This is a genomic window from Nocardioides ginsengisegetis (assembly GCF_014138045.1).
Taxonomy (GTDB): domain Bacteria; phylum Actinomycetota; class Actinomycetes; order Propionibacteriales; family Nocardioidaceae; genus Nocardioides; species Nocardioides ginsengisegetis.
The window spans coordinates 124769-147548 of sequence record NZ_JACGXA010000001.1 but is presented as its reverse complement, the minus strand read 5'-3'; the positions used below and the strand labels follow the sequence as shown (position 1 = coordinate 147548).

Below are 22780 nucleotides of genomic sequence, written 5' to 3'. Positions count from 1 at the left end.
ACCGTCGCCCACCGGGGTGAACGCAGATTTAACGCCGGCGCAACCCGGCAAGGGCGGGGCGCACATCGGCGAGGAACACGAACGCCGCGATGGTGAAGGCGAGGTTGATGATGTTGATGGGCCCGGCACCCACCATCACGATCTGCACCACGAGACCCAGACCCAGGATGATCGCCCAGGCGGGCTTGGTGAGCTTGCCGGCGGCCGTGTAGGCCTCAGCTGGGTAGGTCAGACAGGCCACGATCGCGAAGATCTTCACGCCGAGCAGGATGACTTCCACGATGAGCGAGAAGTAGCCCTCGACGGCGAACACGGTGAACACGCCCCACAGCCTACGTGCCGCCATCGGTGGTTGAGGAGCGAGCGCCAGCCTCCCGCTGGTTGAGGTGCGAGCCCAGCGTCTCGGTGGTTGAGGAGCGAGCGCCAGCGAGCGTCTCGAAACCCCGTAAGCCAAGAGACATGCGAAGGCCCCCGAGAGCTCATACCTCCCAGGGGCCTCACGCAGCTCAGAACAGCGTCAGCTGTCCTTCGTCATCTCTTCAGTCGCCAACCTTCGCGGCGGCGTCGGTGGTCGCCTCGGCCGCGGCGGTGGCGGTCTTCTTGGCGGCCGTGGTGGTGGCCTTGGCGCTGCTCGGCGCGGACGAGGTCTTGGCCGTCTTCTTCGCAGCGGTCGTGGTCTTCTTCGCGGCCGTCTTGGTGGTCTTGGCGGCCTGCGTCTTGGTGGTCTTCGCCTTGGCGGTCGTCGTCTTGGCGGCGGTCTTGGTCGCCTTCGTCGACTCCTGGGTGCGGATGCGCGTCACCAGGGTCTCGCCGCGCTTGGCGAGGTCGGTGTAGACGTCGGTGACCTTGGCGGGGAGCTCCTTGGCGTCGGCCTGGAGCTCGGCCACGCGGGCCTCGATCGCGGCGCGGCGGGCCTTGGCGTCGGCCGAGATGGCCTCGACGCGGGCGTTGACCACGGTGACGGCCTGGGTGCGGAAGGTCTCCGGCTTGAAGTCGGTGACCGTCTTCTGCACGTCGGCGACGCGGGTCGTGACGTCCTTCTGGACGCCCGTGAACTTCTTCTGCACGTCGGTGACGTACTCACGGACGACCTCGACGGCGAGGTCGGTGACGCCGACGCCGACGTACAGCGGGCGCGCGGCAACCGCGGGGATCTCGAGGGACTTGATGTCGAACTTGGTCTTGGCCATGTCGGGCTCCTTGCTCTGGTGCGGTGGGTCGTGCGGGTGGATTCAGCTCTCGGGCTGGGCGGAGTCCTCGGGGCGTCCGGCGTTGAGGGCCAGGAACGACGCGTAGACGTCCAGCAGTGACTGCTTCTGTCGCTCGGTGAGGCCGGTGTCGTTGAGGACGGCCAGCTCGACCGACCCCCCGACGCCGTCCTCGGGGCTGATGATCCCGGCGCGGATGTAGAGCTGCTCCGCGGAGATCCGCAGCGCCCGGGCGATCTGCTGCAGCACCTCGGCCGAGGGCCTCCTCAGACCGCGTTCGATCTGACTGAGGTAGGGGTTGGACACGCCTGCCTGCTCGGCGAGCTGGCGGAGGGACAGCCGCGCTGCGATCCGCTGTTCCTTCAGATAGTCGCCGAGTGACTCGACGGTCTTGCCTACCTTGCCCTTGGCCATGCCTCCATAGTGCTAACTAGAGTTAGCAAATGCAAGCAGGGGCAGGGAGAGACAGGTCACTCAGGCAACGAAATCGCCTTATTTTGTTGGCTGTTCGCTCGTCAGTCATCTGCTAGCAACCAGGCAACGAGTGCGATCCCCAGTCCGGCGATTCCCGCAAGATCGGCTGCCGAGAGACCGTGCGCCGGGGTCAGGAACAACAGCACCTCGCCCTCCATGGGGGCGTTCACCAGGAACCACAGCACCGAGACACCGGCCAGCAGGACCGCTCCGGTCCGCTTGAGCGGGAGCGCGGCCGCAGCGCTCGCCACGAGGGCGGCGAGCACCAGGCCGGCGATCACTAGTAGGAGGCCCGGATCTCGCCGACGGGCACTCCGCCACCGAGCAGCGGCAGCCGACCCGTGTCCCGCACGGCGTCGGCGTCGACGCCCTCGGTCTCCAGCACGCCGCTGCGGCGCAACGCCTCGGCCATCAGCACCGGCCGCACCCGCGGGGCGCCGTCGTCGGTCTTGAGGGCGAAGGCACGGCCGTCGGGCAGCGCCACGGCATAGACCGACTCGGCGCCGGCCTTGCCGATCGCGCCGGGGATGGCGGCGAGCAGGGCTCGCTCGTCACGGTGCGTCCCGGAGACGTACGCCGGGTGCTGCCGGATCGCGTCGGCCACCCGGGTCGATCGGTGGTCGAGCTTGTCGAGACCGTCCGCCCCGAGGGCCAAGCGCCGGAACGCCCGAGCGAGGCCGACCAGCGAGGCCGAGAGCAGCGGAGCACCACACCCGTCGATGGCAGTCGTCTGCACGGGCTCGCCGGTCATCTCGGCGAAGGTCTCGGCGATCGCCGCCTGCAGAGGGTGGTCGACGTCGCGGTAGTTCTTGGTGGGCCAGCCGTTGATGACGCAGGTGGCGAGCATCGCGGCGTGCTTGCCCGAGCAGTTCATCAGGATCGGCGACCGGGTGCCGTTGGCCCGGATCACGATCTCCTTGGCGTCGTCGTCGAGCGGGTAGTCCGGGGGCGTCTGCAGGTCAGACTCGTCCAGACCGGCCCCGGCGAGGATCTTGCGGACGCCGTCGACGTGGAACTGCTCGCCCGAGTGGGACGCGCAGGCGAGCGCCAGCAGCTCCGGATCCAGGTCGAGGCCGAGGCGCACCATCGCGAGCGCCTGGATCGGCTTGTTGCTCGAGCGCGGCAGGATCGGGGCGTCCACCTGCCCCACCGACCAGTCGACCGACCCGTCCGGGGCGAGCGCCACCACGGATCCGTAGTGGTGCCCCTCCACGAATCCGGAGCGCACGATCTCGGCCACGACCACGGGAGAAGACATGCCCGCAGCGTAGTCAGCGCGCAATGGCAGGATGACCCCCGTGTCGACAACCCCCGCGCCGCAGCACTGCCCCACGCCCCGGGAGCTGGACGACCTCGAGCTCCTGGTCACCGGCGCCTTGGCTCCGATCCGGTCCTTCAACGAGCCGGGCAGCCCGGTCACCCTGACCCTGCCCGAGCCGGGCGAGGTCGAGCTGGTCGACCCCGAGGGCCTGCCGCTGGCCAACGTCGCGGCCGACGGGACGATCACCCCGCTCACCCACGCGCAGTACGGCCCGTTCCGCCGGCTCTACCTCTCGCCCGCGGCGGCGCGCGAGCAGTACGCCGGTCGCACGTTCGTGCCCGTCACCGACGCGCTGGACGATGCCCAGCTCGACGCCCTGCGTTCGGCCGGTCCGCTGGTCCTGATGGCCCTCGTGGGCGCCGGCACCCCCGCCCTGTCCCCCGTCGCCCTCATCCGCGCCACCCTCGCTGCCGCCGACCTGCTCCCCGACGCCGCCGTCGTGGCCGTCCCCCTCGCCTCCCACGGCGATCCGTCGGTCGACCACGACCTCGGCGTCCAGGTCGTCAGCAACTACGCGAACGGCGACCCCGTCCTTGGGTTGCCCCATTCGGTGGTTGAGGAGGGCGCACTCTCGGTGGTTGAGGAGGTTGCGCAGCAACCGTCTCGAAACCACCCCACCTACCACCCGTCGATCCAGTCGATCATCGACGTCGACCAGCCCGCCCCGGACAAGCAGGGCCTGGTCCTCTTCTTCACCGGCCTGTCCGGCAGCGGCAAGTCGACCCTGGCCCGCGCCCTGATGGACCGCCTCCTCGAGCAGGGCACCCGCACGGTCACGACCCTCGACGGCGACGTCGTACGCCGTCACCTCTCGGCCGGCCTGACCTTCTCCAAGGCCGACCGCGAGACCAACATCCGCCGGATCGGCTGGGTGGCCGCCGAGATCTCCCGCCACGGCGGCGTGGCGGTGGTCAGCCCGATCGCACCCTTCGACGAGACCCGCCAGCAGGTCCGCGCGATGGTCGACGAGGCCGGGGGCGCATTCTTCCTGGTCCACGTGGCCACCCCCCTCGAGGAGTGCGAGCGGCGTGACCGCAAGGGCCTCTACGCCAAGGCCCGCCGGGGCGAGATCCCCGAGTTCACCGGCATCTCCTCGCCGTACGAGGAGCCCGAGGACGCCGACGTCCGCGTCGACACGACCGGCCGCACCATCGACGAGGCCCTCGAGGACGTCGTCGACGCCCTGGCCGAGGCCGGCTACCTCGACCTCCGCACGTCTGCACCCACCTCGGTGGGTTTCGAGACAGGCGCCAGCGCGCCTTCCTCAACCAACGAATCGGTGGCTGAGGAGGTTGCGCAGCAACCGTCTCGAAGCCCCGATGACCCCCTCAACGTCCTCTTCGTCTGCACCGCCAACATCTGCCGCTCGCCGTTCATGGAGCTGACGGCCCGCCACCTGGCCGGCCCGGACGCGAACATCACGTTCGCCAGCGCCGGCACCCACGGCTTCACCGACCACCCGATGGACGAGGTCATGTCGACCACGCTGATGCCCCGCGGCGTCGACGGCGTGGAGTCGTTCCGCAGTCGCGCCCTGACCGCCGACATGGTCGCGGCCGCCGACCTCGTGCTCACGGCGGAGGCGGCCCACCGCACCTTCATCCTCGACGACCAGCCGGGCGCGTTCCGGAAGGTCTTCACCCTCGGCCAGTTCGCCGAGGCCGTCCGTGGCGTCGACGGGGGACTCCACGGCCGCGAGCTGCTCACCGCGATCGGGGACCGCCGGGGGACGGCCGACCCGAAGCTCGACGTGGCCGACCCCTACCGACGCGGCCCCGAGGCCGCCGAGGTCACCGCCACCGAGATCGAGCACACGTTGCGCGGCGTTCTATCTGCACTACTCCCCTAAAGTAAGGTCAGTCGGCATGGGCGATCTCATCACCACCACCTTTTTCTCGATCATGGCGGCCGGCTTCTTCGTCGGCATCGTGGTCGGCCTGACCGGCATGGGCGGTGGTGCCCTGATGACGCCCGCACTGATCTTCCTGGGGGTCGGCGACGCGTCGACCGTGGTCACGGCTGACCTCACCGCGGCCGCGATCTACAAGTCCGGCGGCGCGATCACCCACGCCCGAGAGGGCTCCCCCAACTTCCCCCTGGCCAAGTGGCTGATCCTCGGCTCGGTGCCGATGGCGCTGCTCGGCCCGTGGCTGATCCACGCGGTGGCCGGCTCGGAGCCGGACTCGCTCGACACCCTGCTGAAGGAGTGCATCGGCTTCGCGCTGCTCTTCGCGGCCGCGACCTACGCCCTGCGCCTCTACATCAACCTCCGCCGCGTCCGCGGCGGTGCCCCCAACGCCGATCCCGACCCGCACATCCGCCCGCTGGCCACCCTCGCCGTCGGCGCGATCGGCGGCCTGCTGGTGGGCATCACCAGCGTCGGCTCCGGCTCGGTCATCATGATCGCGCTGCTCATGCTCTACCCCGGCCTGTCCGCGGTGAAGCTGGTCGGCACGGACCTGGTCCAGGCCGTCCCGCTCGTCCTGGCCGCCGCGATCTCCAACATCGTTATCAACGGCCTCGACTGGAGCATCCTGATCCCGCTCGTGATCGGCTCCACGCCCGGCACCATCCTCGGCAGCAGGATCGCCCCGAAGGTGCCGCAGTCCTTCATCCGCCGCGGCATCGTGGTCGTGTTGACCATGTCCGGTGTCGCGCTGCTCGACAAGGCCGGCTGGCCGCCGCTGGGGTCCGGCGAGGACGACACCCACCCGATCCTGATCGCTGCCATCGGCCTGGTGATGGTCGTGGTGGTCCCGCTGATCTGGGGCGTGCTGCGCAAGGAGCAGGGCCTCCCGTTCATGGGGGCCCCCACTGTCGCCGAGCTCGAGGGCGACCCCTACCGCCGTCGCGCCAGGCGGGTCGAGCAGCAGTAGTTTCGAGACGGGCGCGGAGCGCCCTCCTCAACCACCGAAGCTCAGGGGCGGCCGAGCGCCCGGTAGTGCCAGCCGGCCGCCCGCCAGGCCACCGGGTCCAGGCAGTTGCGTCCGTCGATGATCCGGCGCTCACGCACGTGCGTGGCCAGCTCGACCGGGTCCAGGGCGACGTACTCCGGCCACTCGGTGAGCAGCAGCACCACGTCGGCGTCGCGGACGGCGTCCTCGACGGTGTCGGCGAAGTTGAGCTCGGGCCACTTCTTGGCCGCGTTGTCGATCGCCTTGGGGTCGGTGACCGTCACCCGCGCGCCCTGCAGCTGCATCTGGGCGGCGACGCTGAGCGCCGGTGAGTCGCGTACGTCGTCGCTGTCCGGCTTGAAGGCCGCGCCGAGCACGGCCACCTGGCGGCCGACGATCGAGCCACCCGACACCTCGCGGGCCAGGTCGACCATGCGCACCCGGCGTCGCATGTTGATCGAGTCCACCTCGCGCAGGAACGTCAGCGCCTGGTCGACGCCCAGCTCGCCGGCCCGGGCCATGAACGCCCGGATGTCCTTGGGCAGGCAGCCGCCGCCGAAGCCGACGCCGGCGTTGAGGAACTTCCGACCGATGCGGGCGTCGTGGCCGATCGCGTCGGCCAGCAGCGTCACGTCGGCGCCGGTGGCCTCGCAGAGCTCGGCCATCGCGTTGATGAAGGAGATCTTGGTGGCGAGGAACGAGTTGGCGGCCACCTTGACCAGCTGGGCGGTGGCGAGGTCGGCCTCGATCTTCGGCGTGCCCTCGCCGAGCGCGACGGCGTACACCTCGTCGAGCTTGGCCACCGCCTCGCGCGCAGCGGGCGACTCGGCGAACCCGTAGACCAGGCGGTCGGGGTGCAGCGTGTCCTTGACCGCGAAGCCCTCGCGCAGGAACTCCGGATTCCAGATCAGCTCGGCGTCCGGCTGCACCTCGCGGATCCGCTCGGCGAGCTCCTCGGCGGTGCCGACCGGGACCGTCGACTTGCCGACCACCACGTCGCCGGCCTTGAGCAGCGGCAGCAGCGCCTCCAGCGCCGCGCGGACGTAGGTGAGGTCCGCGGCGTTCTCCCCCCGCTTCTGCGGGGTGCCGACGCACAGGAAGTGCACCGTGGCCTCCGCAGCAGCGGCCGGGTCGGTGGAGAAGGTGAGCCGTCCGGACGCCTTCCCCTCGAGGAGCAGATCGGGCAGGCCGGGCTCGAAGAAGGGCGCCTCGCCCCGTTCGAGCGCCGCCACCTGCTCGGGGAGGACGTCGATGCCGACCACCTCGTGACCCAGCCGGGTCATGCAGGCGGCGTGAACCGCGCCGAGGTAGCCACAACCGAAGACAGAGATACGCACGCCCGGAGTCTATGTGGCGCGCGCCGCATTCCTCCGGGGTTCACACAGGCGTTACGTGGGGCACAGTGGTGACCGTCACGGGCTCACACCGGACGGTTCGCCGCTGCACCGAGGCGGTGGCTACGATGAGCCCTGCTGTCCCGACGAGAGGTCCCCTGTCAGTCATGACCCAAACCCATGCCGACTACCAGCTGAGTCAGCTCGACCAGCTCGAGGCGGAGTCGATCCACATCTTCCGTGAGGTCGCCGCAGAGTTCGAGAAGCCCGTCCTGATGTTCTCGGGCGGCAAGGACTCCATCGTGATGCTCCGCCTCGCCGAGAAGGCGTTCTACCCCGCGAAGATCCCCTTCCCGGTGCTCCAGGTCGACACCGGCCTGGACTTCCCGGAGGTCCTGGAGACGCGCGACAACTGGGTCAACCGCCTCGGCGTCAAGCTCGTCGTGGCGAGCATCGACGACGCGATCGCCAAGGGCATCGTGGTCGACGACGGCAAGACCAGCCGCAACCGCATGCAGATCGGCACCCTCCTCAACGCGATCGAGGAGAACGGCTTCACCGCCGCCTTCGGTGGCGGCCGTCGCGACGAGGAGAAGGCCCGCGCCAAGGAGCGCGTCTACTCCCACCGCGACGAGTTCGGCCAGTGGGACCCGAAGATGCAGCGCCCCGAGCTGTGGAGCCTCTACAACGGCCGCATCCACCAGGGCGAGCACATGCGGATCTTCCCGCTCTCCAACTGGACCGAGTTGGACATCTGGGACTACATCGGCCGCGAAGGCATCGAGATCCCCAACATCTACTTCTCCCACCAGCGCCGCGTCTTCGAGCGCGACGGCATGCTGATGAGCGAGACGCCCCTCAACCCGCTGCGCAGCGGCGAGGTCGTCGAGGAGCGCACCGTCCGCTTCCGCACCTGTGGCGACATCTCGCTCACCGGCTGCGTGGAGTCCACCGCCTCCACGGTCCCCGAGATCATCGAGGAGATCGCTGTGGCCACGCTCACCGAGCGCGGCGCCACCCGGGGCGACGACCGCTTCTCCGAGGCCGCCATGGAAGACCGCAAGAAGGAGGGCTACTTCTGATGGCCGACGAGATCATCACGGGCAACATGGACCTGCTGCGCTTCGCGACCGCCGGCTCGGTCGACGACGGCAAGTCGACCCTCATCGGTCGCCTCCTGCTCGACTCCAAGTCGATCTTCGCGGACCAGCTCGAGGCCGTCGAGGCCACCAGTGCCTCCAAGGGCTTCGACTACACCGACCTCGCGCTGCTGACCGACGGTCTCCGCTCCGAGCGCGAGCAGGGCATCACCATCGACGTGGCCTACCGCTACTTCGCGACGCCCAACCGCAAGTTCATCATCGCGGACACCCCGGGCCACGTGCAGTACACCCGCAACATGGTCACCGGCGCCTCGACGGCCGACCTGGGTCTCGTGCTCGTCGACGCCCGTCAGGGTCTCACCGAGCAGTCGCGCCGGCACGCCGTGCTCCTGTCGCTGCTCCGGGTGCCCCACCTGGTGCTGGCCGTGAACAAGATGGACCTCGTCGACTTCTCGCAGGAGGTCTACGAGAAGATCCACGCCGAGTTCACCCAGTTCGCCACCAAGCTCAACATCCCCGACCTCGAGGTCATCCCGATCTCGGCGCTCGCGGGCGACAACGTGGTCAACCGCTCCGAGAACATGGCGTGGTACTCCGGTCCCACGCTCATGCACCACCTCGAGCACGTCCACGTGGCCTCCGACCGCGACCTGGTCGACGTCCGCTTCCCCGTCCAGTACGTCGTGCGCCCCAAGTCGGACGAGTACCACGACTACCGCGGCTACGGCGGCATGGTCGCCGGCGGTGTCCTGAAGCCGGGCGACGAGGTCGTCGTCCTACCCTCGGGCATGACGTCGAAGATCGCGGGCATCGACCTGCACGACAAGGAGCTCTCCGAGGCGTTCCCGCCGATGTCGGTGACGGTCCGCCTCGAGGACGACGTGGACGTCTCTCGCGGCGACATGATCGCCCGCGTCAACAACGCCCCGAAGCCCTCCCAGGACATCGACGCGATGATCTGCTGGATGACCAACGAGCCGCTGCGCCCGCGCCAGAAGCTCGCCATCAAGCACACCACTCGCACGGCCCGCGCTCTGGTCAAGGACATCCAGTACCGCCTGGACGTCAACACCCTGCACCGTGACCAGGAGACGAAGGAGCTCGGCCTCAACGAGATCGGCCGCATCCAGCTGCGCACCACCGTGCCGCTGCTGTGCGACCCCTACTCGAAGAACCGCACCACGGGCTCGTTCATCCTGATCGACGAGGCCACGGGTGTCACCGTCGGCGCCGGGATGATCAACAGCGGAAGCTGATCGACCCCCTCGGAGGTTGAGGAGGTTGCGCTAGCAACCGTCTCGAAACCCCAGTAAGACAAGCAAAGGGCGGTGACCACCAGGTCACCGCCCTTTCGCATGCGTCAAGCCGCTCAGCCCGCCTCGCGCAACGACCCGACGTGCTCGCGATACCAGGCAACCGTCGACTTCAGACCCTCACGCAGACCGATCTGCGCCTCCCAGCCGGCCTCCCGCAGCTTCGAGACATCCAGCAGCTTCTGTGGCGTCCCGTCCGGCTTCGAGGTGTCCCAACGGGTCTCGCCCTCGAACCCCACGACCTCGGCGACCAGCTCGGCAATCTCCTTGATGGTCGCGTCCTTGCCGGTGCCGACGTTGACCTGCTCCGGCCCGTCGTAGTGCTCCATCAGGTGCAGGCAGGCGTTGGCCATGTCGTCCACGTGCAGGAACTCCCGCCGCGGGCTCCCGGTCCCCCAGTTCTCGACCGTGGGCACTCCCGAGGCCTTCGCCTCGTCGTACCGCCGGATCAGGGCAGGCAGCACGTGGCTGCCCGTCGGGGAGAAGTTGTCCCCCGGGCCGTAGAGGTTGGTCGGCATCGCCGAGATCCACGGCTTGCCGTACTGCCGTCGCACGGCCTGGACACCGAGGATGCCGGCGATCTTCGCGATCGCGTAGGCGTCGTTGGTGGGCTCGAGGTGGCCGGTGAGCAGCGAGTCCTCCCGGATCGGCTGCGGCGCGAGCTTGGGGTAGATGCACGACGATCCGAGGAAGAGGAACCGCTCGGTGCCGAACTCGAGCGCGGCGTCCATGACGTTGGTCTGGATGCGCAGGTTCTCCGACAGGAAGTCCACCGGGTAGGCGCTGTTGGCGAGGATCCCGCCGACCTTCGCCGCCGCGAGCACAACGTGCCGCGGTCGGGTCTGGGAGAAGAAGTCGAAGACGTCGCTGCGCACACGCAGGTCGAGCTCGGTGGACGACCGGCCGATCAGGTCGGAGAAACCGCGGGACTCCAGGGCACGCCAGATCGCGCCACCCACCAGTCCGCGGTGACCGGCGACGTAGAACGGCACCTGCGGGTCGAGCGGGCTTGCCTCGGTCATGCTCCGACACCCAGCGTCGGCCACCCCGCCAGGCGCGGCTGGTCGATCCACTGGGATCCCTCGTGGGTCAGGCACTCGAGGTCGGCGTCCACCATGATCCGGGCGAGCTCGTCGGTCTGGACCGTGGCCTTCCATCCGAGCTGCCGCTCCGCCTTGCCGGCGTCGCCGATGAGGGCGTCGACCTCGGTCGGGCGGAGGTAGCGCTCGTCGAAGCGGACGTGCTTCTCCCAGTCGAGACCGGCGTGCTCGAAGGCCGTGACCACGAAGTCGCGGACGGTGAAGTTGCCTCCCGTGGCCAGCACGTAGTCGTCGGGTTCGTCGGCCTGCAGCATCCGCCACATGCCCTCGACGTACTCCGGGGCGTAGCCCCAGTCGCGGATCGAGTCCAGGTTGCCGAGGTAGACGGCATCTTCAAAGCCGGCCTTGATGCGAGCCACCGCCCTGGTGATCTTGCGGGTCACGAAGGTCTCCCCACGGCGGGGGGACTCGTGATTGAAGAGGATCCCGTTGACCGCGAACATGCCGTAGCCCTCGCGGTAGTTCTTGGTGACCCAGTAGGCGTAGACCTTCGCGGCACCGTAGGGCGAACGCGGGTAGAACGGGGTGTTCTCGTCCTGCGGCGGCGGGGTCGCACCGAACATCTCGGAGCTCGAGGCCTGGTAGTAGCGGCACTGGATGCCGGCCATCCGGACCGCCTCGAGCAGGCGCATCGCCCCGATACCTGTCGTGTCGCCGGTGTGCTCGGGCTCGTCGAAGCTCACGCGGACGTGCGACTGCGCCGCGAGGTTGTAGACCTCGTCCGGGTCGATCTCGTGGAGGAGCGTGACGAGGCGGGCGCCATCGGAGAGGTCGCCGTAGTGCAGGAAGAGGCGCGCCTCGGGGTCGTGCGGGTCTTGGTAGAGGTGGTTGATCCTCGACGTGTTGAACGTCGACGCACGGCGGATCAGGCCGTGGACCTCGTAGCCCTTGCCGAGGAGGAGCTCAGCGAGGTAGGAGCCGTCCTGCCCGGTGATGCCGGTGATGAGCGCACGCTTGGCGACCATGTGTGTCCCTAACATTCTTGCTTGCGTCGGTGCAGCAGCCGAACCCAGTCGTCGTAGGCGTCCAGGGCGACCTCTTCCGAGAGCACCCTCGCACAGTAGTCAGGCCCCCGACGGCCGAGTTCATCTAGCGTCAACGGATCGTTACGCAGCGTCAAAACGCCGGAAACAAGCGCACCCGGATCGCCCGGCCCCACGCGCAGGCCGGCGCCCGCGGCTGCCAGCTCCTCGGCCGTGGTGCTCGTCGCTTCGGTCGCCGCCAACACGGCCGTGCCGCTGGAGAAGTAGGACGTGAGCTTGCTGGGCACAGCCATCTCGTTGAGCCCCGGGCGCTCGTTGACCAAGAGGACGTCCGCTGCTCGGAGCGCACGCCCGAAGTCCTCATCCGGAAGCGGCGGGATCACTTCGATGGCCGACACGCCGGCTCCCTGCCGTTCAAGGCTGACACGCTGACCTCCATCCCCCATCAGAACAAACCGGAGGGGCAGGCTGCGGCTCTGGGACAGCTGAGCGGCTGCGACTACATTGGACAGATCCTGCTTCTCGCCCATGGCCCCCGCGTGCAGGACGACGGTCTCGTCCGTGCGCCATCCCATCCGCGCGCGAAACGCGGGTTTGTCGAAATCCTGGACTGGCTTGACGTGTGTCCAGTTGCGGATGACCGCGACGCGCCCAGCGTCGGCACCGAGCCGGTTCACCACGGTGTGCTTGAAGCGATCGTGGATCACTGCCACGCCATCGGCTCGGCCGAGCACTGTGGACTCGAGTCGTCCAAAGATCCGCGCGAGGACCGAGCCACCGCTCCCGGTCTCACCCACGCCTGCTGAATACAAGTCCTGCACGACGATCCCCAGCGCAGGCCCCGACCCCAGGGACTTCGTGCGCGCCGCAGCCATCGCCGTCGCCAGCAAAGCCGGACTCAGGCAGATGACCACATCGGGCCGACCCCACGATCGCGTCACCAGCCGGGCACCGAAGGAGATCTCGGACAGGGCCCGCGGGATTCCTGTGGGCCGGGCAGGGACGTAGTGACGCACACGGGTCACACCCAGGCCGTCGCGCACGTCCCGTCGAGTCAGCGTGCGGCGATCACCGGGCTGCAGCTGCCACTGCGGATAGTGGGGAAAGGCAGTGACCACCTCGACGTGGTGCCCGCGCGCGACCAGACCTCGACACATGGTGGCCGTGTAGGGCGCGATCCCCGTGGGCTCCGGTGCGTAGTTGACGCCGAGCACCGCGATCCTCAGCCCATCTGTGCTCACCGGCACATTCCCCCCAAACGGTCGATGATGTGACAACACACCCTAGGATCGCCTACGTGTCCACGCCCCATCGCGACCTGTCCGGTTTCACCGGCGCCGGCTACGACGTCGGTCGTGGGAAGCTCACCCAGATCCTCTGGCTCGTCAGCTCCGGAAGCCTCTTCATGCGCTGGTGGTGTCCCGCGCGGGTTCGAGTAACAATCCTTCGGGCGTTCGGCGCAGACGTCGGAAGAGGGGTCCTCGTGCGACACCGGGTGCGCATCCACTGGCCATGGAAACTTGTCATCGGCGACCACAGTTGGGTCGGTGAGGGCGCATGGATCCTGAACCTCGAGCCGGTGACCATCGGTCGGGACGTGTGCGTGTCTCAGGAGGCCCTCCTATGCACCGGATCGCACGACCGGAGATCGAGGACCTTCGAATTCGACAACGCACCGATCACCCTCGAGGACGAGTCCTGGATCGCAGCTCGCGCTGTGGTGCTGCGCGGTGTAACAATCGGAGCCCGGGCGACAGTCGGAGCTGGAGCCGTCGTGACCAAGGACGTTCCGGCCGGCGGACTACTACTGGCGCAGGCTCGTGGTCCGCGGTGAGTCCCGCGAAGGCGCCAGTCACCGCCGTTATTTTGACGAAGAATGAGGAAAGGGCGATCGCCCGTTGCGTCGCGGCCGCGTCGTTCTGCGACCAGATATTGGTCGTCGACTCGCACAGCACGGACTGTACGGTCGAGATTGCGGAAGCCGCCGGCGCGACCGTCCTCGCCTTCACTTGGAACGGCTACTACCCGAAAAAGAAACAATGGGGCATGCAACACGAAGCAGTTCGCAACGACTGGGTGCTCCACCTCGACGCCGACGAGGTTGTTTCCGGGGCATTGGCCAAGGAGATCACCGCCGCCGTTACGAACACCGATGCTGGCGTGGTCGCCTATGAGGCGAGACTGGCCTACTTCTTCGCTGGACGGCTGCTAAAACACGGTCACCAGGTCCGAAAGCGGATCCTCTTGGATCGCCGATACGTACGGTTCCCGGAGATTGACGACCTGGATGCGCCGGGCATAACCGAGGTGGAGGGGCACTATCAGCCAGTCGCGAGTGGACCGGTCCAGACACTGACCGAGCAACTCCTGCACGATGATCCTGACCCCCTGTCCACGTGGATCGAGCGTCACAATAAGTACGCCGGATGGGAGGCCCACCTCCGCACCCATGACGAGGTTCGGACAAGAGTTCGCCGCGCGCGGAGTCTCCAAGGGCGTATTTTCGACCGATTACCGGGCAAGCCACTTGGGTTGTTCCTATACTCCTTCCTAGTGCGCTTGGGCTTCCTCGATGGACGTGCTGGTTTCGATTATGCCTACGCGATGGCCTGGTATCAGTGGCTGATCAACGCGAATGTACGCGAGTCGCTCGAAGGGCGGCGAGGGCATTGAGGTGGCTCCACACCATCACGAGCCTGGACCCCCGCGACGGTGGCCCCCCCGTGGTTGTGCTCGAGTTGAGCACTGCCCTAGCGCGCGCGGGGCACCTTGTCGAGATCATCACGATGAGGAAACGTGCGACCTCGCCTCACCCGCTCGAGGAGCGAGCACGTGCGGCTGGGGTCAAGATCGTGGCGATCCGGACAAATTGGCTGGGCCCACTTCGCCTGTCCCTGCGGTACTTGCTTACCTACTTACGGCGCGCCCGCCACGCCGACGTGCTGGTAGTTCACGGCTTCTACCAGACACCATGCCTGGCAGGCGGCTTGGCCGCTCGCGTGTGGCGAAAGCCATCAATCCTGCAGCCACACGGGGTCTTTGAGGCCTACCAAGAGAGCCAGGGGAGTCGTTTCAAGCCGGCATTCATGTGGCTCGTGGGTCGACGACTTCTCCACCGATTCTCGGCTGTTGTGGCGGCCGCGCCCTCAGAGCGAATGGGGCTTGTAAGAGCGGGAGCGCCACGAGAGGCGATCCACGTTGTCGGTTTCGGTGTGCCCTCAGTCGAGCACCAGCAACGATCCACCGACCAGTACTCGAGTCGGCGCGTGCTCTTCCTCAGCCGAGTCGCTCCCAAGAAGCGTCTTGATCTGCTCATCCAAGCCGTAGACGTCCTCAATGACCGGACTTCGCGGCTCGACTTAACGGTCTGCGGCACTGGCTCGCCTGAGTACGTAGAAGCCCTCAAGGAGATGCAGCGGTACCCCGATCGCGTGCACTGGCTCGGGCATGTTGAAGGACATGAGAGAGCGCACGTAGAAGCTACGCATGCGCTCTTCTGCTTGCCGACCGACAACGAGAACTACGGCCTCTCGATCACCGAGGCGATGGCTGCGGGTCTTCCGGTGCTGACGACGGCGGCAGCCGGCGCAGCCGAGCACGTCCTTGCCGCAAACGCCGGAACCGTGCTGACTGCGCCGACGGGACCTGTGGAACTCGCGGCGGCACTCACATCGATGCTCGCCGACCCTCAGGAGTTGGCCGCGGCCGGTGAGCGGGGCGCTCGATACGCTGCTAGACAGCTTTCTTGGGCGACGATCGCGGAGAATTGGACCTTCTTGGCGATGTCGTCGGGCCCGAAATGAGGGCCCGCGGACGTTTGGTGGTACTTGAGGGGCTGCCCGATCCACGACGCCGGGCGATCCTCAACCCCTTCACCGAACTGCTTGTGCAGTCACTGCCGCGGGATCGAATCGAAGTGGTTCACCTACGCCTCCGAAGTGCGTTCTGGCGGCGCTTCGACGTGTTCCACGTGCACTGGCCCGAGCAACTTGTCCGCGGGCACTGGGCCAAACGCATTGCCAAGTGCGCTCTCACGCTCTTTCTCCTCCTGCGCATGACTGTCGCTGGCACTCCAGTGGTCCGGACGATCCACAACCTCCAGCCGCACGAGTCAGGCTGGTGGGTCGAGGGAGCGCTCTTGAGCTGGCTGGACCAGCTCACAACCGCGTGGATCGTATTGAACGACACGACGCCATCACCAGATCCCAGTCGGACTACCGTCGTCCTGCACGGTGAGTACTCGACCTGGTATCGCCCTCATCCCGACATCGAGTGCACACCGGGAAGCCTGCTTGTCTTCGGCCAGCTGCGCCGATACAAGGGGATCGACGAGTTCCTGAAAGTGTTCAAGAAAGTGCCGGACCACGGACTGCGGGTCTTGGTCGCTGGGCGGCCAGAGTCCGCCACATTCGGCCAGCAGGTCGAGGCAATCGCAGCATCTGACCCCCGGATCAGCCTGAGTCTGCGTTTTGTGCCCGATCAGGAGCTCGCCGATCTGATCGCGGCGGCAGAGTTGGTAGTACTGCCATACCGCGACGTCGAGAACTCAGGTTCCGCGCTCCTCGCACTCTCACTCAAGCGTCCCGTGATCCTGCCTTCGACGCGCTCTACTGAGCAACTCGCCAGGGAGTTCGGCAACGAGTGGGTTGCGACCTACGAAGGGGACCTAGACGCTCTCCAACTTGATGGCCTGATTGCCCGGACGAGAGCGGCAACACGCTCCCCCTACGGCCCCGATCTCCAGGCGCGCCGGTGGCCAGAGCTCGGTGACCAACTCGCAGACGTGCTGGAAAGAGCCGCGGCGGCCGTGTCATGACAGAAGTAGAGTTCCGAATCCACGGGTCGTCATCTACCAGCGCCGGACTCGATCAGGCCACACGCACGCGGGAGCGACTATGCCGATAGCAGTCGTCGCAGACGGCGATCCTCGGTCGCTGACTACCAACTCAGGCGTCGCGCGCGGTGTCTTCGATGCGCTTGCCGCCAGCTTGGGCAGACAGCACGTGTTCCCGATTGACGGATCGCTTGGCCCGGCCCTTCGCCTATTGGCCATGAGCGCGGCAGCCATGCGCAACCCCGCTCATGTCCGCGCTCAGTATCGCTTCGGTCCGGAGACCAGTCGGCTGAGATCGATCGCTCGCGATCGCGCTATCAGTCGGCTGCGCATAGCTCCCCACGTTCTGCACGTTCGAAACGTTTACCGTCCTTCGAGGTGCCCGTACACAGCCTTCATCGACAGCACGACCGCCCAGAAGGCCTCGGAGTGGACGGACTGGCCGGGCCACGCGACGGATGTTAGTCGTCGCATTGAATTGGAGCGCGCCTACTATGCCTCCGCCTCGGTCGTGCTGACCGCCGGCCACGACGCGGCTGAGAGCTTGCATAGCGATTACGGCCTGGGGCGGGACCAGGTAGAGGTCGTCGGAGCAGGCCTGTCCGGATTGCCAGATCTGCACCCGCGAATTACCCGTCCCGGCCTTCGAATTCTGTTCGTTGGACGCGAGTTCGACCGCAAGGGAGGACCGCCACTCCTCGAGGCAATAGGGCGGCTGAGGGGTCGCAATGTAGACGTTCGCCTAGATGTGGTGGGACCCGCCAAAGACGAGGTCCTGAGCCGTTCTGGCGTCGTTAACCATGGTTGGGTTTCCGATTCCAAGAGACTGTTCAGACTCTATAGCGAGGCCGATGTCTTCTGTCTTCCTGCCCTGCACGAGCCGTACGGACGCGTCGTTCTCGAAGCAATGTCGTACGGTATTCCCTGTCTTGTGTCAACGACTGGGGAACTCCCTCGACTGGTGGAACACGGCGTGCGAGGCCTGCAAGTCTCCCCCGGCTCCGCTGACGAGCTCGAGCGCTCCTTGGAATGGCTGACCGATCATCCTGATGATCGAGCTGCGATGGGACGCGCCGCGCGCGCTTACGTGGAGGACTTCACCTGGGATGCCGTCGCAAGGAGGATTCTGGAGGCGTGGGATCGGCGTGGCATCCGCGACGGCTCGGATGCCCCCCCAAGAACTGCCCACATGGGGCCGAAGAGAAGGACTTTATGACGAAGATTCCAGGGGTCTCACGAGGAAGTCGCATATGGTCAACCACCCGCTTTCGGATCCGCCATGCCTTGTTAGATTCTCGGCTAGTGGGATCGCGATACGTGCGCATGCGACCCTCCTACCAAGACCAACTCATTACCAAATCGACGCGGCTGGTGATCGAAGGGTATCCGCGATCAGCGAATTCGTTCGCGCGATACGCCATCCACGTGTCCCAGGGAGACGGGTCGCTCCTGGCCGGTCACAACCATTCCTCGGCGTTTGTCCTCGAAGCTGTGGCGCGCGGGCTGCCCACCATCGTCATCGTCCGCGATCCGGCGGACGCGGTTGCCTCTCTGGTGCAAAGTAGCGACGTGTCAGCATGGGCAGCATTTGAGGCCTACACGAAGTTCCACCGCAACGTCGCTCTAGCCGCCAGCGACGTGCTGGTCATACCATTTCACACAGTCATCTCTGACTTCGCCGAGGTCATACGGACGATCAATGACCGGTTCGGGCTCGGCTTGGCGCCATTTAGCGACGGGTCTGAGACTCGAGCGAGGATCTCGGCACTACTGGAGGAATCCAATCGCGGGCTCAGTGGCGGCGTAGTGGACGAACGCTCGGTTGCCCGTCCTTCTCCGGAGCGTCGTCCAGCCCCCACCATCCTGGAGGATCTGTCCCCTCGAGATCATCGTGCACTCCAACGGGCAGAGGCCGCTTACCAGCAAGTGATGTCTGTCCTTCCGCCTCTTGACTCGCCTCCAACTCTGGGCGGCTAACAGGCTCACGGGGGTGGACATGCGCGACCACCTCAACCACGACGAGCGCAGCGAGTGGGAAATACAGGTACCGGTCGGTGAGCTGATTCTCGACAAGACCGACCTGCAACCAGGTGAGCAACGATGCGACTAGGTAGCCGCCGAGGGCGAAGCCTCGGCGACTCGCCGAAAGGCCCGTTCGCATGGCCCCTGCGGTCAGTACGGCGAAGCTACCTGCGAGCAATAGGCCACCCGACGACAACATCTGTAGGTATATGTCGTGTGCGTGGTTGAGCACCTCGTAGCCGATCCCGCTCAAGGGCCGGTGTAGGAAGTCTGCAATCGCTTGCTCAACCAAGAACCGACGGCCAGAATCAGAGGCCGTGGTGCCCGACGAATTCGCGAAGCGGAGCACCTTGTCGAGGTTCAGCCTGTCGCCTATGGAGGGCACAAGTGCGGCCATAGCGAAGGCGGCGACCCCGAAGACGGCCACCCCCGTCCAGAGTCGCCGACGAGAGCCGCGAACCAAGATGAACACGAAGAGAAGGCTGCTGACCGCACCCAACTGGCCGCCACGAGAGCCGGAAGCGAGGGCGCCACCGGTGATCGCGACGCCACAGAGCACTGCCAAGAACGGACGTCGACGGCCAAGGGCGACGCTCAATGGCAGCGCCACCGCGCAACTGACGGCAAGATTGTTTGCGTGCGTCGCCAACCCTGACTCGCGACCAGAGATCGCGCCCTCGTTGCCGAGGAAGTCGCCCGTCGCAGTCAGCCCCAGCAAATCCGTTGTGGCCAATGCGCCGGACAGTGCAATTCCATACACCCAGAAATCCAAGATCCGACGAGGATCACGACCGAATTGGCAACAGCAGATCTGTACGAATGCCCAGGGTAATACTGCAAGGGCGACGAGCCACCTCGCGACGGCGAGCTCAGGGTTCACATAGGGTTTCTGGACATACCGTTCGGCCAGATAGCGCAGGCCCACCGGAAACAACAAATCCAGGATTGCCACGATGACCACCACGAGCAACGGGCCAAGCAACCAGCCCGGTAGCCGCCCCAAGCCGGCCGATCCCGAAAGCAGGATAACCATGCAGCTTGCCGCGAGGAAGACGTCGCCCGCCTGGAGTCCACCCACCGGGAGGGCGCCCCACGACGCAGTAAGCGCGCTCAAACACAGAAGGGCGTATGCAAGCCTGCCTGGCCCGGCACTACTAGACCAAGCCACCCGGCGCCCCTGCCCCAAGTCGGTGAACAAGTCGCTTGGGACCTACTTTCGATGTGCGGATCCCATTGGTTTCTATAAGCCTATACCGCGGTTGCATCGCCGTGTGCTTGTCTCTCGACGCTCATCCTGCGGTTGACAGCCTACCCATGCCGACCTGCGCGGCGGGACGGGAGGCACGCCTTCAGTGCAGGCACACATCTTCACCGTTCGCCGTCGACGGACTTATGGCCTGCTTCACGGATGGGCGTGGAACAAGGCGTTGGGTTGGTGGGCCACGGTCAGTTCGGCGTCGGTGACCAGATTCGCGAGCCAGCGGGAGTAGGGGTGTCGAGGGATCTTGAGCCGCACCCGCGCGTCTCATCATGTTCCCGGAGTTCCCGGCAATCGAGGCCTACCTTTCGATCGTGTTCGCTGCCCTCGCGATCGCCCGTCGTCACCTACAGAACGCCACGGGGCTGAGCATCAAGAAGATCGTCCAGACGCTGCGACCGATCCAAGCAGATCACCCTCCGCAACGCTGGCCACGAACACGTCGCCGAGGACCCGACCGCACCTATCGCCGCGGCGATCCTAGACGCGCTCGGGATCAACGCTCACTGACACACCCCGGTGGCACGAGTCAGGTCGGAGGTTGGGGGTTCGACGTGAACACTCGCGACCTGGACGCGTGGCTGTCTAGACGCGAGACGCGAGAAGTCACCAGCGATATCCCGCACCGAATTAGAGTAGACGAATGAAGGTCGAGCGAGATGACTGGGCCTTCAGCCGAACGGCCACCTGAACGCGTTCGTAATTACACTGGGAAATCTACCGGAATCGCGTCATGAAATCCCTTTATCGCCCCGACGGAGCGGGCTGGAACCCGACCATCGCCACCTTGCTAACGATGGACAGGGACGTTCGCAGACTCCCCCCCATTCGAAACGCTCCCAGCCCAAGCACCACGTAGATGGCGCAGTAGGTTAAGGATCCCAGCGCAATCGAGGTCGGGACACCGAGATCGGACGAGCCCAAGAAGCAGAGAACTCCCAAAGCACAAGCCACGTTAGTCACAAAGGGCGCGGCGCCTTGTAGCAGTAGTTCCCTCCACGGCGCGAGCGGCACAGCCTTCAGCAGGTAGGTATTCGAGAGCCACCACACAACTGCACCAACCCCGAAGGACCCGGCAACGCCTTCCACCCCAAGATTGCTCCCGAAGAAGAAGCCGACGACCATCAGGCCCTGGATCAAGATTGCCCGCCGCACGACCGAACCCAATGTCGCCGTAGAAAGATATGCCCAGTAGGAGGCGTACCCAGCTATGGTGGCCATCCCGCCGACGCACAGGACTTGAAAAGGTCGTTCAACGCCCAACCAACCGTCTCCCAGCATGACCGGGATAGCGATTGGACTGAATCCGGCGGCAACTCCAAACATGAGCATCATAGGGTGGAGAAGCGCGGCCTGAGCACGCAGAATGAGCGATCTATATCTCTCGGGATCGTCCAGCGCTTTAGATAAGTAGGGAAGTACAACTTTGGTAACGGGAGCCTGCAACTGCGTCATCGGCGCATCCAGCAACTGGTATGCCCTGCTGTATAGGCCCAGCGGAATATCGCCGAGTCGCGCACCGATGATCACCGAGTCAGCGTTCTTGGCCACGTAGTTCGAAAGTTGCACGCCCAAGACTCCCGCACCGAATACGAGCTCGCCGCGAATATCGGTGGCCCGTTGATATCGGTGCGGCAGCCAGCCAGCGGCTATCAAATAGTAGCAACTTGCCACGCTGGAAAAGGTGACATACTGACCCACGATCGCCCAATAGCCGTAACCTAGCAGGGCCAGCACGAGGGCGACGCCAAACCCACAGGCGTATCCTACGACATCACCTAGTGCCAGCTTCCCGAATTGCAGACGTCGGTTTAGGTCCGCGCGATGTTGCGCACCCATGCCATTGAAGAGAAATGTGAGTGAAAGGACCAGCGTGATGCTGGTCAAGCGAGGTTCTCCGTAGAGCTCGGCCAAGGGCCACGCGGAGCAGCAGACAACGACCGCAACGACAAGCCCGATGCATGAGTTGATCCAGAAGAGCTTGTCGCGTGCGGCATCTGAGAGCTCGCTTCGCTGCACCGCAACCAAGGACAGGCCGAAGTCCCGAAGCACGTCAGCGACACCGATGACTGCCGTTACCATGGCTACCAGGCCGTAGTCCGACGCTTGCAGGAGCCGTGCCAGCACTACGAGGCTAGCGATTTGGATCGTAATTTTGGCGGCAACACCGAACAATGTCTGGGCTGCACCCCGCGCGGCGCCACCTGGAGGCTCCGGCCTCAAACTCCGTGCCCCCGTCGATCAAAGCCACTGCGAGCTTCCTCGGCACGCAAATTCATCGATGCGGTCAGCTCAGTTTGAGCAAGACCTGGTAGTTCCACGTGTCCCTACTGACGATACTCCAGCCAGCAGACTGAAGAAGCTCGATGAGATCCGACTCGCGGAGATCGTTAAGCCAGCCCTTCCGCCGCCTCTCGGCTAAGCGGGGGCTTTCCTCCAGTGTGCCGTAGGACAGCGCTCCGCGACCGCCCAGTTTGCGCGCACTCGCGAGGAATGCTGCGGGGTCGTGGATGTATTCGAGGACCCCGCTCATGAGCACAAAGTCACCGCGGACGCCCGGCATCGGTTCGCGATTGAAGTCGCACACTTTCGAACCCGGCCCACGTTCCACCACGTCGACCGGCGTGTACATGCAGTCCTTGGGCAGTTGCCGCTCGAAGGCTCGCGGCCCGGAGCCCAAATCAACCACATGGTCACCAGGCAGCACCCAACGAGCAAGGAGAACATGCCGGTCGCTCCAGTCCGCTCGAAACTCGGCGTCGGAGCTCCAGCGCCGCTTATCGGTCGCGCCCACGGACCTGTGAAGCTGTGCACGAACTCCACGAACATACGATCTGATCGGCCTCACGCCGCTTCCCCACCCTCCGACTGTCACCGTGGCCACATTGTAAGGCGCCGTACTCCCTCAACAACCAGGACTCGGTAACTGGCTCGGG

Annotated in this window: 21 protein-coding genes and 1 pseudogene; 10 read left to right on the top strand and 12 right to left on the bottom strand. The window is 66.0% G+C overall.

Annotated elements, in window-relative coordinates; translation table 11 throughout:
• Positions 1 to 28: 28 nt before the first annotated feature.
• The 5 genes from FB382_RS00710 to FB382_RS00690 all read right to left on the bottom strand — a co-directional run bounded on the left by FB382_RS00710 (position 29) and on the right by FB382_RS00690 (position 2940).
• Positions 29 to 322, bottom strand: a complete 294-nt coding sequence (locus FB382_RS00710) for a DUF2516 family protein (protein WP_182535917.1) — start codon at positions 320 to 322, stop codon at positions 29 to 31.
• Positions 323 to 539: 217 nt separating this feature from the next.
• A complete protein-coding gene (locus tag FB382_RS00705; protein ID WP_182535915.1) occupies positions 540 to 1190 on the bottom strand; it encodes a hypothetical protein in 651 nt (216 codons plus the stop codon).
• 42 nt (positions 1191 to 1232) lie between these two features.
• Entirely contained in the window at positions 1233 to 1622 is a 390-nt protein-coding gene (locus FB382_RS00700; protein WP_125037475.1) for a helix-turn-helix domain-containing protein, read from the bottom strand.
• Between the two features lie 101 nt (positions 1623 to 1723).
• Positions 1724 to 1963, bottom strand: coding sequence for a hypothetical protein (locus tag FB382_RS00695; protein ID WP_182535913.1), 240 nt, complete (start codon positions 1961 to 1963; stop codon positions 1724 to 1726).
• Entirely contained in the window at positions 1963 to 2940 is a 978-nt protein-coding gene (locus FB382_RS00690; protein WP_182535911.1) for an asparaginase, read from the bottom strand. Before FB382_RS00690 ends, FB382_RS00695 begins: the two co-directional genes overlap by 1 nt.
• A 40-nt stretch (positions 2941 to 2980) precedes the next feature.
• Here FB382_RS00690 and cysC point away from each other — a divergent pair, with 40 nt between their 5' ends.
• Positions 2981 to 4852 (top strand): adenylyl-sulfate kinase, encoded by a 1872-nt coding sequence (gene cysC, locus FB382_RS00685; RefSeq protein WP_343055434.1) that lies wholly within the window; start codon positions 2981 to 2983, stop codon positions 4850 to 4852.
• A gap of 16 nt (positions 4853 to 4868) precedes the next feature.
• Complete coding sequence (locus FB382_RS00680; protein ID WP_182535907.1) at positions 4869 to 5879, top strand: sulfite exporter TauE/SafE family protein; 1011 nt, start codon at positions 4869 to 4871, stop codon at positions 5877 to 5879.
• 41 nt (positions 5880 to 5920) lie between these two features.
• Here the strand turns inward: FB382_RS00680 and FB382_RS00675 are convergent, their stop codons facing one another.
• On the bottom strand, positions 5921 to 7234 hold the full coding sequence (locus tag FB382_RS00675; protein WP_182535905.1) for a nucleotide sugar dehydrogenase: 1314 nt from the start codon (positions 7232 to 7234) through the stop codon (positions 5921 to 5923).
• 164 nt (positions 7235 to 7398) lie between these two features.
• On the opposite strand from FB382_RS00675, the gene cysD reads away from it, so the two are divergent.
• Together cysD and FB382_RS00665 are read left to right on the top strand one after the other, a co-directional pair.
• The gene (gene cysD / locus FB382_RS00670; protein ID WP_182535902.1) at positions 7399 to 8313 is read left to right on the top strand and encodes a sulfate adenylyltransferase subunit CysD; all 915 of its coding nucleotides are present in this window, start codon (positions 7399 to 7401) and stop codon (positions 8311 to 8313) included.
• On the top strand, positions 8313 to 9590 hold the full coding sequence (locus tag FB382_RS00665) for a sulfate adenylyltransferase subunit 1 (RefSeq protein ID WP_246377069.1): 1278 nt from the start codon (positions 8313 to 8315) through the stop codon (positions 9588 to 9590). Before cysD ends, FB382_RS00665 begins: the two co-directional genes overlap by 1 nt.
• 113 nt (positions 9591 to 9703) lie before the next feature.
• Here the strand turns inward: FB382_RS00665 and FB382_RS00660 are convergent, their stop codons facing one another.
• Genes FB382_RS00660 through FB382_RS00650 form a run of 3 tightly spaced genes read right to left on the bottom strand, consistent with a single transcriptional unit; the run spans position 9704 to position 12944 of the window.
• Positions 9704 to 10669 carry a GDP-L-fucose synthase family protein gene (locus FB382_RS00660; protein ID WP_182535901.1) on the bottom strand — a complete coding sequence of 322 codons (966 nt, stop codon included), beginning with the start codon at positions 10667 to 10669 and terminating at the stop codon, positions 9704 to 9706.
• Positions 10666 to 11712: a GDP-mannose 4,6-dehydratase gene (gene gmd / locus FB382_RS00655; protein ID WP_182535899.1), complete on the bottom strand. Its 1047-nt coding sequence runs from the start codon at positions 11710 to 11712 to the stop codon at positions 10666 to 10668. The genes FB382_RS00660 and gmd overlap by 4 nt, the downstream gene beginning before the upstream one ends.
• 8 nt (positions 11713 to 11720) lie before the next feature.
• On the bottom strand, positions 11721 to 12944 hold the full coding sequence (locus FB382_RS00650; protein WP_220481211.1) for a glycosyltransferase: 1224 nt from the start codon (positions 12942 to 12944) through the stop codon (positions 11721 to 11723).
• Positions 12945 to 13027: 83 nt separating this feature from the next.
• On the opposite strand from FB382_RS00650, the gene FB382_RS00645 reads away from it, so the two are divergent.
• The 5 genes from FB382_RS00645 to FB382_RS23055 all read left to right on the top strand — a co-directional run bounded on the left by FB382_RS00645 (position 13028) and on the right by FB382_RS23055 (position 17780).
• The gene (locus tag FB382_RS00645; protein WP_182535897.1) at positions 13028 to 13564 is read left to right on the top strand and encodes a DapH/DapD/GlmU-related protein; all 537 of its coding nucleotides are present in this window, start codon (positions 13028 to 13030) and stop codon (positions 13562 to 13564) included.
• Positions 13561 to 14403 (top strand): glycosyltransferase, encoded by an 843-nt coding sequence (locus tag FB382_RS00640; protein ID WP_182535895.1) that lies wholly within the window; start codon positions 13561 to 13563, stop codon positions 14401 to 14403. The genes FB382_RS00645 and FB382_RS00640 overlap by 4 nt, the downstream gene beginning before the upstream one ends.
• Positions 14349 to 15533 (top strand): glycosyltransferase family 4 protein, encoded by a 1185-nt coding sequence (locus FB382_RS22730; RefSeq protein ID WP_343055433.1) that lies wholly within the window; start codon positions 14349 to 14351, stop codon positions 15531 to 15533. The genes FB382_RS00640 and FB382_RS22730 overlap by 55 nt, the downstream gene beginning before the upstream one ends.
• Complete coding sequence (locus tag FB382_RS00630) at positions 15476 to 16546, top strand: glycosyltransferase (RefSeq protein WP_182535891.1); 1071 nt, start codon at positions 15476 to 15478, stop codon at positions 16544 to 16546. The genes FB382_RS22730 and FB382_RS00630 overlap by 58 nt, the downstream gene beginning before the upstream one ends.
• Positions 16547 to 16625: 79 nt before the next feature.
• Positions 16626 to 17780, top strand: coding sequence for a glycosyltransferase family 4 protein (locus FB382_RS23055; RefSeq protein ID WP_425490037.1), 1155 nt, complete (start codon positions 16626 to 16628; stop codon positions 17778 to 17780).
• 576 nt (positions 17781 to 18356) lie between these two features.
• Here FB382_RS23055 and FB382_RS00620 read toward each other — a convergent pair.
• Complete coding sequence (locus FB382_RS00620; protein ID WP_182535887.1) at positions 18357 to 19619, bottom strand: O-antigen ligase family protein; 1263 nt, start codon at positions 19617 to 19619, stop codon at positions 18357 to 18359.
• A gap of 515 nt (positions 19620 to 20134) precedes the next feature.
• On the opposite strand from FB382_RS00620, the pseudogene FB382_RS23050 reads away from it, so the two are divergent.
• Positions 20135 to 20354, top strand: a pseudogene (locus FB382_RS23050) (IS1634 family transposase); the annotation flags it as partial.
• 234 nt (positions 20355 to 20588) lie between these two features.
• Here FB382_RS23050 and FB382_RS00615 read toward each other — a convergent pair.
• Complete coding sequence (locus FB382_RS00615) at positions 20589 to 22019, bottom strand: lipopolysaccharide biosynthesis protein (RefSeq protein WP_246377068.1); 1431 nt, start codon at positions 22017 to 22019, stop codon at positions 20589 to 20591.
• Positions 22020 to 22131: 112 nt separating this feature from the next.
• Positions 22132 to 22638 (bottom strand): class I SAM-dependent methyltransferase, encoded by a 507-nt coding sequence (locus FB382_RS00610; RefSeq protein ID WP_182535883.1) that lies wholly within the window; start codon positions 22636 to 22638, stop codon positions 22132 to 22134.
• Positions 22639 to 22780: the final 142 nt, after the last annotated feature.